This is a genomic window from Acinetobacter lwoffii, from assembly GCF_019048525.1.
Taxonomy (GTDB): domain Bacteria; phylum Pseudomonadota; class Gammaproteobacteria; order Pseudomonadales; family Moraxellaceae; genus Acinetobacter; species Acinetobacter lwoffii_K.
Map to the genome: position 1 here is coordinate 951,850 of NZ_CP077369.1, position 11,655 is coordinate 963,504.

Here is an 11,655-nt window from a genome sequence, read left to right on the forward strand (position 1 = left end):
ACATGAAGATTACACAATTATTATCCGACAAACCGCATAGTGGCATTGCGATTGCCGTATGCTTTGCCATTTTATTGGCATTGCCATGGTTACACCTGTTACCTGCCGATTCAACCCTGCATTTATCTGCGTATTGGGTCACCTTGATTGGCAAAATCATGTGTTTGGCTCTGGTCGCTTTGGCACTGGATTTAGTTTGGGGCTATGCCGGAATTTTAAGTTTAGGACATGGTTTGTACTTTGCCCTTGGCGGTTATGCCTTTGGGATGTACTTAATGCGCCAGTCTGCAGGGGATGGCATTCCTGACTTTATGCGCTTCCTTAGTTGGACGGAAGTGCCATGGTTTTGGGTCGGTACGGAATACTTCCTTTGGTCATTGGTATTGGTGGTATTAGTGCCGGGCATCATCGCCTTTATTTTCGGCTTCTTTGCCTTCCGTTCCAAAATTAAAGGCGTGTATTTCTCGATTATTACCCAAGCTATGACTTTTGCCGCTGCATTACTTTTCTTCCGTAATGAAACCGGCTTTGGTGGCAACAACGGCTTTACCGGTTTTAAAACCATTTTAGGCCTGGACATTACCTCGGCATCGATGCGGGCAAGTTTGTGCTTTATCACCGCTTTGGTATTGTTGCTGTGCTTTATTGGTTTACGTCATTTAATGAATAAACCTTATGGCCGTGTACTCGGTGCAATTCGTGACAGCGAAAACCGTCTGCAATATTTGGGCTACCGTACCTTGTGGTACAAGCTCTCGGCATGGGTGCTATCTGCGGTGATTGCAGGCATTGCAGGGGCACTGTATGTGCCACAAGCCGGCATTATTAACCCAAGTGAAATGAACCCGGTGAACTCGATTGAAATGGCAGTCTGGGTGGCAGCGGGTGGACGTGGCACGCTGATTGGTCCATTGATTGGGGCAGGCTTAATCAATGGAGTAAAAACCTATTTTACTTCGGCTTATCCTGAAGCATGGCTGTTGATTTTGGGTACGTTATTTATTGTAGTGACCATCTTCCTGCCAAAAGGCATTATTGGTCTGTTTGACCGTTTTAAAAAGGAGCGTAGCGAATGAGCGAGATCCTGCAACCGCATGGTGGTCATGCTTCTGAAGGCTATGGTCGCCCAAAAGAACAAGGCGCGGACTTTACCCATGGCATTGCATTGTATCTGGAAAAAGTCAGTGTCTGGTTTGATGCCTTTCGTGCCCTAAATGATTTATCGCTGTATATCGAAGAAGGGGAATTACGCTGCATCATTGGACCGAACGGGGCGGGGAAAACCACCCTCATGGATGTGATTACCGGAAAAACCCGTCCAACTGAAGGCGCTGCATTTTTCGGGCAAAACTATGACCTAGCCAAAATGAGTACCGAGCAAATTGCTGAAGCAGGCATTGGACGTAAATTCCAAAAACCGACGGTGTTTGAAAATTTCAGCGTCATGGAAAATCTGCTTCTAGCAGCACCCAAAGACAAGCGCGTGAAAAAGAGTTTCTTTAGCAAACTCGATCCCGATGCCCAAAATGCCCTGGATGAATCACTTGCGCAAATTCGTCTGCAAGAGTTCATTAATAAACCTGCTGGCTTGCTGTCGCATGGTCAAAAGCAATGGTTAGAAATCGGCATGTTGTTGATGCAACGTCCAAAACTGATTTTACTGGATGAACCTGTAGCAGGCATGACCGATGCCGAAACCGAGCGCACGGCGGAGCTGTGTTTAGAACTCAAGAAAAATCACACCCTCGTTGTGGTTGAGCATGACATGAGCTTTATCGATACTATTAGTGAAAAAGTCACGGTACTGGCGCAAGGGGCAATTTTGGCAGAAGGCACATTGGCAGAAGTACAAGCCAATGAAGATGTCATTGAAAAGTATTTAGGGCGTTAAGGAGCTTGCGATGTTAGAAGTCAAAGACGTCAATCAATTTTATGGCGGCAGTCATATTTTACGTGATGTGTCGTTGACTGCACCTGTGGGTGAATGTTCGGTGGTGCTTGGACGCAATGGGGTGGGGAAAACCACGCTCCTTAAATGTCTGATGGGTATTTTACCGATTAAATCCGGACAGATTTTGCTGGATGGCAAGGACATTTCGAAACTCAGTCCTGAACAGCGTGTACGTGAAGGTTTGGCTTATGTGCCACAAGGTCGAGATATTTTTTCAACGCTGACGGTGGAGGAAAATATCCTCATTGGTATGGCGAAATATAAAGGAGCAAAGACACGCAAAGTGCCTGAGCATCTCTATGAAATTTTCCCTGTCTTGGACGAAATGAAGCATCGCCGTGGGGGAGATTTATCCGGTGGACAGCAGCAGCAGCTTGCCATTGCACGTGCACTTGCTTCTGAACCGCGTGTGCTGATTTTGGATGAACCGACTGAAGGCATTCAACCATCCATTATTAAAGACATTGGCCGGGTCATTCGTAAACTGGCGGATGGTGGTGAGATGGCGATTGTGCTGGTTGAGCAGTTTTATGACTTTGCTGAAGAACTTGCCGATGGTTATACCGTGATGGCACGTGGGCAGGTTGTGGTGCAAGGTGTGGGCAGTGAAATGCCGGAGAAGGGAATTCGGGAGTTGGTGGCGATTTAATTTCCCTCACCCTAACCCTCTCCCTATGGGCATAGGTATCTACACATCTATGAGATACCTAATGCCATTGTGGCTATCTCATTGAGTTCATCTATTGAATATTCCGAGAGCAGTTGAAGAGTGTTCAGTAAAATCGAAAGCCCTGCCAATAAGGCAGGTGCACTTTCCAACCTACCTCTTTTCTGCTGCCGACCTGAAAGACGGGTGAGAAATACACGAATTTTCTGATGGTGTTCATCTTCAGAACGCTGGATTCGCCAAGTTAAAACACAAGCCATACAGCTAATCAGTAACCGCCTTAAAATGGCTTCAGGTCTGGTCTGAAGCCATGCTTCAATATCATGACCTGCCTGCTTGAGCAGCTTGAAATAGCATTCAATTGTCCAGCGCCAGTAATACCAGGTCGTCATCTCTACCGTAGTAATCTCTGATGGAACATTGCTGATTAGTGACCATCTTGCGACGGTCTTATCCTGATCATCTTTCACTACGGCAACAATTAATCTGGCTTCAATCGCACTCCCTGGCTGGGGAGCAACCCGTTGGCCTGAATCGTCATTTCTCTTCGGTTTTGCTGCACGTGTTATCCGGATAGCAGTTTCTCCCACATGCAACATATGCCGGTTTCCTTTATAGGCAATCGGCTGGACCTGCTGCGTTTCTACTCGTTCTGCGGCTTCTGCAACTTTGCATGTTTTGCCCTGATGCTCAATTCGATGGCCTTCTTTCGCCCGAATCAGCCATTTAAAACCCTGGCTGCTCATTTCCCTTAGGTGGGCAATGGAGTCACCTTCACGATCAATGATATGAACACATGTTTTCTCAATGGGATATTGTTCAATCACTTTGATTTGTTCGGTAAGTGAATCTAGATGAGATTTGCGCCCAGCAGAGTGTTGACTGAATGTGGAATAGCAGCCTGAGGCATCTGATAGTGTCTGCGCCAGTGGCGCAATAGGTAGTCCCGAGGCTGCATCAACCAGCAGACTGCTTTGCAATTCATAGCCTGAATCATATTGATGGGTTCTTTGCAGGCGCTGAATTTTATGATGGTGTTTCACATACTGTAGCTGAGACCAGTCATGAACAATCAATGCATATTGATGCGGTGATGCCTTGATCTGTTCACATGCAAGATGTTCAATTGGCTGGTTTAACTGACTAAAAGAGATTTTGTCATTATTCAGGAATCGCCAGACCGCTTGTGTGGTTGCGAAACTCGACTTTTGGGCAGAAGCCAGGTCTTTGATTGCCGGAGCAAGTGAAGCAAGAGGGTTCATATTGAGCTTTACAAGGCTGTTATAGCGCTTGACAAGACGCTGATCCAGGCCAGAGATGTTAAATTGAAGAGCATGCTCTTCAATTTAACGCAAAGTTCAGGAATTGTGTAGATACCTATGCCCTATGGGAGAGGGAAACTCTCTTTAGATTTTTAATAGTTTTAATAAATACTCTTCAATCTGAAATTCTAACACTCGCTCTTTATCAAAGGCTTTATCTAACCATGATGTAGTCCAACCTTTTTCACTCATTTTGATTATATCGGGATGATCAAGTCCAATTAGTTCATCAGACTCAAAAAACATGTAAATTTCAGATATAGTTTCAATGTATTTTTCTGAAAGTGTATCAAAATATTCATCATTTTGGATTTTGCTTAAACGATTTAAAACCTTTTCCAAATTAACCATACTATGTCCTAATGACTCTAGTAAATTTTGATAGTTAGCAGGTATCGGATTCAAATAATATTCTGATATAAGTAGAAAATTATTATCTTTTTCTGTTTCATAATTGAATTTGTTAACGATTTTAAAATTCAATGCAGAGACTTCATGTACAGTATCTAATGCATCTAAAACAAAATCTCGTTGTAGGCTTTTATTAAATTGTTTTTTCCAAGAATGAAGTGCAAATACTGCAACAATCAATGTGCCTAAGCTAGTAATAAAACTACCTAATGTGAGTAAGTTGGAATCCAAATTTTTAGCTCTTAAAATTATTTTTAGTCATTTGAGTATATAACAAAAAATAATTAGGCTAGATATAACTTCTTCTGAAGTTTCAATAGTTTGATTGAATTGAAAAATTACAATGATATTCACTTCCAATCAGATCCACCATTGCAAAATCACCCAGAGTGTCTAAGCTCAAAAGCGCTACTCCACTTTTAAGTATGCACCCTCTGCCGAGACATTATGACCAAAACCACAAGACATCGGATTGCTGCTATTCACCACAATCTGTTGTCCAATTTGAGCGTTAAACTGAAATTTTAAATCAATTTTGCAATCTTCTACGCTGTAATTGGTCTGAGCTTTATTCAGTGGCATGCGGGTTGAAAATTCTCCCATATTTGGTCCATAAATCAGACTGCGCAAACCCATATAGAGTCCATTAAACTCAATTTGGTAGGCATTCGAAGCCCGTTTAACTTCCATCGTATTCCATTGACCAAAACCTGCATAACGAACATATTTTCCTGCAAGACTCTTTGATTTTTCTGGTGCAGGTAACTGTTTTAGATTGAACTGGCTGGCTTTAGCATTCGGGAAAACCGAGAACCAGGCGCGTGCCCATTGCGGCTTTCCAAGCTTGGCATAACTTAAGCCAACATTATTAAACGCCGTGGTGATATCACGCTCAGAAAAAGCTGTACCACCGTCTTCTACATTCATCGCACAAAAGGATGACCATGCGGCTTGTTGCTCAAATTGCGCTATGGCCTTTTGATATTGTTTTTGGTCGTAGAATTTTTTGCCATTATTTGCATAGCTTTGCACTTTGCTACAGCCTGAACGGAGCTCTTTTTCAAAGTCTGAATCAGCAAAAGTGAGCATACTTAAACTTAAAAGACCAATAGACAATAGAGATTTATACATGGTGTTATTCAGTATGATTTTGAGCTGAATAAAACATAGCCGCTCGTATAAGTAAATAGAACTTGTGCTTATTAAACTGGATAACAACAAAATATCGTGATGGCCAAGTATTAAAAAGCTGAAGAGTAGTGTCCAGAAAGCAGTTCTGGAATAGTTTTAAACTAAGAATGAATCAAGCTTGATCCAGATTGAGTTGTAAGAGTACCAAATCACGCCATTGCCCAAACTTCTGTCCGACTTGCGGCATATAGGCAGTTTGAACGAAACCCAGTTTTTCATGCAGACGAATCGATGAGGTGTTTTCTGAATCAATCGCTGCGACCATGATATGCAATTTCTGTACTTGAGCCTGTTCAATTAAATACTGTAATAATTTAGAACCCAAACCTTGCCCTGCATAATCTGGATTTAAAAAGATGGAATGTTCTACCGTCTGTTGAAAGCCCTGAATACTACGAAACTGATCATAACAAGCATAGCCAGCAACGACTTGATTTTGAATATCTTCAACCACAAAAACCGGGAAATTCTGATTTTTAAGCTGTTTAAACCAGATTTTGAAATAGTTCAAATCAAAGGCTGTTCTGTTCCAGGTCGCAGTACCATAGAGTACTTCCTGATTATAAATCTTGAGGATGGTTTCAAGATCATGTTCGGTCGCAGGTCGAATATCAAAATCAGGCATATTCTTGTTCTAGTAGAGGTGAGCTGAAATCACAGTTTAAAAAAAGCAGAACCGGAGTTCTGCTTTCGATCATACATCAATTAGAAATGATATTTCACAAGTGCGCTGACATTGTTTTCATCTTGATTTTTAAGACCAAACTTATTGTTCCACACTGAATGTTCAACACCGAGGTATAAACGGGTATCTGGAGAAATGTGTTTGCCCGCATTCCATTTCCACTGTGTAGTCCAGTTTAACTCGCTTGCTTGAGCGTCTTTTTCAGCAGTTGACCAATCAAGGAAGCCATCTACAAGAAAATCTTCAGCACCCAGTTTAAATGGCACACCATAGGTAAGCGTCATTTGATAATCGTCTTTATTGCCAAACACTTTTTCATTGTTTGCACGATAAAGATTTAAGCTTGCATATTGAAAGTATGGGATATCAAGGTCAAAGCCCACGCCATATAGGAAGTTATCAGCATTATCTGAACCTTCCCACGTTGTTGAAATAAGCACATCTTTCACTGGACCAAAGGCAAGTTTTTGGCCTGTAACTTCGCTTAAGCTTAAACGTGGTGATAACTCAAAGTACGTACTTTTAACATCATCGCCACCGCGCAGACGATCCATAAAGAAGAATACATCTGCATATTTAACTTTTGCAGCATATTCAACAGTTAAAGTAGTTTGCTGATCGTCTACAACTTCATAGTTTTCACCATAAAGACCTGTAACGCTAAAGTCCTGCCAAACTGGTTTTGCTTGAGCAAATGCTGCAGTTGAAGCCAATGCACAAAGTGCCGCAAGTTGTGTAAATTTCATTTAAATCTATCCCCCCGAGAAAGCAGAATAAGCATACAGATTAATAAGTAAAAATAAAGTTAAAAGTGATCGCTGACTTAAATATATTTCAGTCCTCATCAGTTGAATGCAGACGATCATCTTCCTCAGTTTTCATTGTCTTTCGCTGATGCTTTTCTAAAGCATTATTTTTTTAATAAAGTTGAATATGTAGTGCCTTAAAAGACTGAATGTATAACTAAAGATATAAAATCACTTTAATTTACGATGATTAACTTAGAAAATCAGTAAAAAATAGGTGGGGATATACAGATTGTTTAGTAATTAATTTGGGCCTGAGGCTGAACAGCTTTGTTCTGTTTGTGTAATGAGGTTAGTTTTAAAATCTCAAATGACGGTCGTTTTATAGGCCTATTTTCGGCATCGTAAAATAAGAGTGATCGGTCTTATATTTCAATTGAAAAACATTTTTGCAGTTTATTATTTTCGAATGACGAAAGAGTATTTTTCCCGGTTCTGCAAAAGCAACTAAACAATGATAAAGCATATGATCTCTTCAGGACTGTAAGGCTGACTAGGCGCTGATCTTATAAGAAAAATTATTAGATAAAAGTGAGCTAATTTTCATAAAAAAATACTTTTAATTTCTTTTTTTTTAGGTTTTCTGGTCGCGTGTTATTTAAGCGATTTATCGGTCTGGCCAAAAAACATTTCAAATTAAATCGTGTGAAGAGTTGCGCAATTGCCGTTTGAAAAATCCTGCATTTTTGAGCTGAGTAAGCAGTTGTCATAATCGATTATTCTTTTGCTAAAAAACCAAAATATCACTTGCATATTTCCCAGATACAGCCGATATTCAAGATATAAGAACACGATTCTGCAGACTCAAAAATGTGTTCATCATTCAAAATGGAGGGTGTTATTCCAATCATTTGAAGAAGTGAAATGCGATGCGAAACAGCAAGCTACAAACGTGCCAAGATAAAAAATTTTGCACTCAAAAGTTACAAAGATTGAGGATGGTAATATATGAATATTGAACTTCGTACCGATAACCACATTCAGAATAGTGATCGTTTAATTACTTATGTACGGGAAGAATTAAATCAAGAATTCCAGCGCCACAGCGAGCGTATTACCCATTTTTCAGTCCATCTCAGTGATGAAAATGGCGCCAAAGGCGGCGATGACGATATTCGCTGTATGATTGAAGCGCGTCCTGCAGGCTTGAAACCTGTCGTAGTCAATCATCGTGGCCATAATGTCGATACTGCGATCCATGGTGCAATTGACCGACTAAAACGTAGTCTGGAACATGTGATCGAGAAAAAAGACAATGTTCGTCCTGGTGCTCTCGAACTAGCAGACACAGATACTGCGGATATCGAAGAGTAAGCCGAACCGATTTGAAAAAGCCCTGCGGGGCTTTTTTCGTATTAAACAAAAATATAGTTATGAGAAGCACAACAAATCCTGCTTTATTCGGCATAATAGTCGAAAACGAATCAAAGTGAGCTCCATCATGTTAACTGCGCAACAACAGCTTTTTGTGCAAGCACTCGAAGAATTAAATCTGGATCAGGTCAAACAGCTGCTGGCAGATGGACTCAACCCGAATTTTATTGATCATGACAAAGGCCCGGTGATTTCGGTCTGGTCAGATGGCCTGTTTAAATGGTGGGAAGAGGTGTGTGAGCTGTATGAAACCGGTACACCACTTTCAGAAGATGAGAAACAGGCCCGTTTGGCGGTACATTTGCAGATTTTGGAAGAACTGATTCAGGCCAAGGTAAATCTGCATCTGTGGGATGCAGAAGAAATTTATGGCCCGCTCTGGGATGCCGCAAGTGCTGCATGCGCGCCTGCCGTACAGCGTTTACTGGATGAAAAAGTCGATCCAAATAGCAAAGATGAAGATGGCATGACTATTTTATCTTCAATTAGTGATCTATTCTTTGATTGTGATTTTGATGAAATCAACTGGTCAGAAGCTTTAGACGAAGAAAAACAGACGCTAGAGCTGCTTCGCAAGCATGGCGCAAAAATGACCAAAGAACTCAGTTAAATTTTAATAAAGAGCTCCAACATGACAACATTAAAAACCTTGGGTTTGATTGCACTGGCCGGTTGTAGTGCACAGCTTTTCGCAGCAGATTTTGAATTTGATCGACCAGGTGAAGGTCTGAGTACTGGAATTACTCCAGTCGGAAATGTCGCTTGGGAGCAAGGCTTGCCTACAGCGCGTTATAGCAAGTCGGGCGATCAGACCGCGACCACACTCAGTGCAGATATGTTGTTACGTACCGGACTCAGTGATGATCTGGAATTGCGTTTAGGTTGGGCTGGCCCGACTTGGACCCAAGTGAAATCCAATGGCCAGACCGAAGAAGATGATGGTCTGGGCGATGTTAGTATTGGTCTGAAAAAGGCCATTGATTTGGATGATGACAAACTCAGTATGGCTTTGCTGGCCGAAGCCATCATTGCAACAGGCAATGCCGGTTTCACTAATGAAGAAGATATTTACAGCTTGGGTTCTGTCGTGTCGTATCAATATAATGACTTGGTCAGTACCGCATTGACCATGCGTTATGAATGGCAGGACAGCAACTGGGCAGTGTCTGCGATTCCTTCTCTAGGCTACCGCATTACTGATCGCTGGTCAGGTTATTCTGAACTGATTTACCGTAAAGCTGAAAGTGTCGATAATCAATACGCGCTCGGTACCGGGGTTATGTATGCCTTAAACGACCGTGTCCAATTGGATGCGAATGTCGGTGTAGATCTGGATGGTGCAGATCGAAGTTACTTCTCAGGCCTAGGTTTCTCTGTGCTGTTCTAAGTTATTCAACTCACAGATGATGAAATACTCGCAGTTCCCGACCTGGGGGAAAATGCTTGCCCTGGTTATTTTGGGAAGCACCTTGTTCAGCAGTCCTGCTCAGGCGGAAACTGCATTGTTGTCTGCCGAGCAGGCTTTTCCTGTGAGCGTGATCTCCACCAGTCAGCAGCAGGCTGAACTGAGTTGGCAGATTCCAGACAACTATTATCTGTATCAGCATAAAATTGAAGTCCGGCAGGGCAACCAACCGGTGTCGTTTGAGTTGCCACCCGCTGAAGATTTATATGATGATAACTATGGACATACCCAGGTTTATTATCAGCAGTTAAAGTTTCAAATTCCGACTCAGGCGGGGCAATCCTATCAGGTCAGCTGGCAGGGCTGTGCCAAAGACCGGATCTGTTATCCGCCACAAACCATTCAGTTCAAGACCGATTTGTCTGGTCTGGTGCAATTTGAAGCTACCGGATCAGGAACAAAGCGTTTACTCGATCTGAATACTTCATCACTGCAACACAATACCCTATTTAATGCAGCGGACTCCTCAGAATCTACAGCAAATGAAATCTCTGCATCAGCCAACACACAAACTGAACCCTATGCAGCACAAGACCAGAAATGGTCAGCCCAACTGCTTGAACGCTCTTTGGGCTATGGGCTTTTGCTGTTCTTTGGCTTAGGCATTTTACTGGCTTTTACACCGTGTTCCTTGCCGATGTTGCCGATTCTGACCTCGCTGATTGTACGAGATAGTAAAGGCCTGAAAGCCTGGATGATTGCACTGACTTTTGTCAGCAGTATGGCCGCTGTCTATGCAGTACTTGGCCTAATTGCATCTTCGGCCGGCCTGAATTTTCAGCGCTGGTTGCAGCAACCGGGAACCCTGATCGCATTTAGCATCCTGTTTGTCCTATTTGCCCTGAATCTGTTTGGCCTGTTTGAAATCAAACTGCCGCAACGTCTGGTTCATCGTCTGGATCGGGCACAGGCCATGCAGCAGGGAGGCGGTCTGGTCAGTGCCGGTGTCATGGGCATGATTTCGGCGCTTCTGGTGGGGCCATGCATGACCGCACCGCTGGCAGGCGCATTATTGTTTATTTCCCAGACGCAAAGTCAGTGGCAGGGAGCTTTACTGCTGTTTACTTTAGGTTTTGGGATGGGCACGCCTTTATTGCTGGCCAGTATTCTGGGTGCACGGATTCTGCCTAAAGCCGGGCATTGGATGAATCAGATCAAAGTGCTCTTTGCCTTTATCATGCTGGCGCTGGCGCTGTATTTTATTCGCCCACTGATTTCAGAAGCCGCTTTACAATGGTTATCCCTAGCTTTGGGTATGACCTTCGTGGCTTATGTGCTGTTCCGGATTTTCTGGCATCGTACCGGTTTGAGATGGCTATATATCCTGTGTCTGGTACTGGCCGTCCCCTATATCGCTTATAGCCAATATCAGCACAGTCAGCGTTTTTTTGTGGAGCAGGCGAGCACAGAAGCCAAGTGGCATGTGGCACGTAGTGCAGCAGAATTTCAGCAGATTTTGGACAGGGCACCACAAGGGCAAAAGATTATTATTGATGTCTACGCCGACTGGTGTGTTGCCTGTCAGCCGATCGAACATCGTATTTTAAAATCTGCAGCGGTACAGCAGGCGCTTGCGCCATATTTCCTGATCAAGCTGGATTTAAGCCAATATAATGTCTCTCATCAAGCGCTGTTAAACCAATGGGAAATTCTCGGGCCGCCGACGTATTTATTCTTGAATGCGCAGCAGCAGGAAATTAGGGGTTTACGTTTAACCGGTGCTTTTAGCGAGGCAGAATTGCTGGCACAGCTGCAAGCACTGGCTCAAAGTGAAAATCCATAA

12 protein-coding genes are annotated in these 11,655 nt (G+C 42.9%); 7 read left to right on the forward strand and 5 right to left on the reverse strand.

Going from position 1 to position 11,655, the window contains the following annotated elements; all coding sequences use genetic code 11:
- Positions 1 to 2 precede the first annotated feature (2 nt).
- Genes urtC through urtE form a run of 3 tightly spaced genes read left to right on the forward strand, consistent with a single transcriptional unit; the run spans position 3 to position 2,600 of the window.
- A complete protein-coding gene (urtC, locus tag I6L24_RS04430; protein WP_005245654.1) occupies positions 3 to 1,076 on the forward strand; it encodes an urea ABC transporter permease subunit UrtC in 1,074 nt (357 codons plus the stop codon).
- On the forward strand, positions 1,073 to 1,891 hold the full coding sequence (urtD, locus tag I6L24_RS04435) for an urea ABC transporter ATP-binding protein UrtD (RefSeq protein ID WP_004281279.1): 819 nt from the start codon (positions 1,073 to 1,075) through the stop codon (positions 1,889 to 1,891). Before urtC ends, urtD begins: the two co-directional genes overlap by 4 nt.
- Before the next feature lie 10 nt (positions 1,892 to 1,901).
- Positions 1,902 to 2,600: an urea ABC transporter ATP-binding subunit UrtE gene (gene urtE, locus I6L24_RS04440; RefSeq protein ID WP_216986480.1), complete on the forward strand. Its 699-nt coding sequence runs from the start codon at positions 1,902 to 1,904 to the stop codon at positions 2,598 to 2,600.
- 47 nt (positions 2,601 to 2,647) lie between these two features.
- On the opposite strand, the gene I6L24_RS04445 is transcribed toward urtE, so the two are convergent.
- The 5 genes from I6L24_RS04445 to I6L24_RS04465 all read right to left on the reverse strand — a co-directional run bounded on the left by I6L24_RS04445 (position 2,648) and on the right by I6L24_RS04465 (position 6,973).
- Positions 2,648 to 3,880 carry a transposase gene (locus I6L24_RS04445; RefSeq protein ID WP_004730312.1) on the reverse strand — a complete coding sequence of 411 codons (1,233 nt, stop codon included), beginning with the start codon at positions 3,878 to 3,880 and terminating at the stop codon, positions 2,648 to 2,650.
- 144 nt (positions 3,881 to 4,024) lie between these two features.
- A complete protein-coding gene (locus I6L24_RS04450; protein WP_005250272.1) occupies positions 4,025 to 4,582 on the reverse strand; it encodes a hypothetical protein in 558 nt (185 codons plus the stop codon).
- A 177-nt stretch (positions 4,583 to 4,759) separates the two neighbouring features.
- Positions 4,760 to 5,482: a hypothetical protein gene (locus I6L24_RS04455; RefSeq protein WP_216986481.1), complete on the reverse strand. Its 723-nt coding sequence runs from the start codon at positions 5,480 to 5,482 to the stop codon at positions 4,760 to 4,762.
- A 172-nt stretch (positions 5,483 to 5,654) separates the two neighbouring features.
- Positions 5,655 to 6,167 (reverse strand): GNAT family N-acetyltransferase, encoded by a 513-nt coding sequence (locus I6L24_RS04460; protein ID WP_004729124.1) that lies wholly within the window; start codon positions 6,165 to 6,167, stop codon positions 5,655 to 5,657.
- Positions 6,168 to 6,247: 80 nt separating this feature from the next.
- Complete coding sequence (locus tag I6L24_RS04465; RefSeq protein ID WP_005105335.1) at positions 6,248 to 6,973, reverse strand: outer membrane protein OmpK; 726 nt, start codon at positions 6,971 to 6,973, stop codon at positions 6,248 to 6,250.
- A gap of 1,008 nt (positions 6,974 to 7,981) precedes the next feature.
- On the opposite strand from I6L24_RS04465, the gene I6L24_RS04470 reads away from it, so the two are divergent.
- The 4 genes from I6L24_RS04470 to dsbD all read left to right on the forward strand — a co-directional run bounded on the left by I6L24_RS04470 (position 7,982) and on the right by dsbD (position 11,655).
- Positions 7,982 to 8,347, forward strand: a complete 366-nt coding sequence (locus tag I6L24_RS04470) for an HPF/RaiA family ribosome-associated protein (RefSeq protein ID WP_004281285.1) — start codon at positions 7,982 to 7,984, stop codon at positions 8,345 to 8,347.
- A 127-nt stretch (positions 8,348 to 8,474) separates the two neighbouring features.
- Complete coding sequence (locus I6L24_RS04475) at positions 8,475 to 9,017, forward strand: hypothetical protein (RefSeq protein WP_005105338.1); 543 nt, start codon at positions 8,475 to 8,477, stop codon at positions 9,015 to 9,017.
- Positions 9,018 to 9,038: 21 nt separating this feature from the next.
- Positions 9,039 to 9,794 (forward strand): transporter, encoded by a 756-nt coding sequence (locus I6L24_RS04480; RefSeq protein WP_004281287.1) that lies wholly within the window; start codon positions 9,039 to 9,041, stop codon positions 9,792 to 9,794.
- A gap of 19 nt (positions 9,795 to 9,813) precedes the next feature.
- Positions 9,814 to 11,655 carry a protein-disulfide reductase DsbD gene (gene dsbD / locus I6L24_RS04485; protein ID WP_005105339.1) on the forward strand — a complete coding sequence of 614 codons (1,842 nt, stop codon included), beginning with the start codon at positions 9,814 to 9,816 and terminating at the stop codon, positions 11,653 to 11,655.

Coding starts and splice junctions, on each gene's coding strand:
- urtC (WP_005245654.1), top strand. CDS start 3: ATGAAGATTACACAATTATTATCCGACAAACCGCATAGTGGCATTGCG.
- urtD (WP_004281279.1), top strand. CDS start 1,073: ATGAGCGAGATCCTGCAACCGCATGGTGGTCATGCTTCTGAAGGCTAT.
- urtE (WP_216986480.1), top strand. CDS start 1,902: ATGTTAGAAGTCAAAGACGTCAATCAATTTTATGGCGGCAGTCATATT.
- I6L24_RS04445 (WP_004730312.1), bottom strand. CDS start 3,880: ATGAACCCTCTTGCTTCACTTGCTCCGGCAATCAAAGACCTGGCTTCT.
- I6L24_RS04455 (WP_216986481.1), bottom strand. CDS start 5,482: ATGTATAAATCTCTATTGTCTATTGGTCTTTTAAGTTTAAGTATGCTC.
- I6L24_RS04460 (WP_004729124.1), bottom strand. CDS start 6,167: ATGCCTGATTTTGATATTCGACCTGCGACCGAACATGATCTTGAAACC.
- I6L24_RS04465 (WP_005105335.1), bottom strand. CDS start 6,973: ATGAAATTTACACAACTTGCGGCACTTTGTGCATTGGCTTCAACTGCA.
- I6L24_RS04470 (WP_004281285.1), top strand. CDS start 7,982: ATGAATATTGAACTTCGTACCGATAACCACATTCAGAATAGTGATCGT.
- I6L24_RS04475 (WP_005105338.1), top strand. CDS start 8,475: ATGTTAACTGCGCAACAACAGCTTTTTGTGCAAGCACTCGAAGAATTA.
- I6L24_RS04480 (WP_004281287.1), top strand. CDS start 9,039: ATGACAACATTAAAAACCTTGGGTTTGATTGCACTGGCCGGTTGTAGT.
- dsbD (WP_005105339.1), top strand. CDS start 9,814: ATGAAATACTCGCAGTTCCCGACCTGGGGGAAAATGCTTGCCCTGGTT.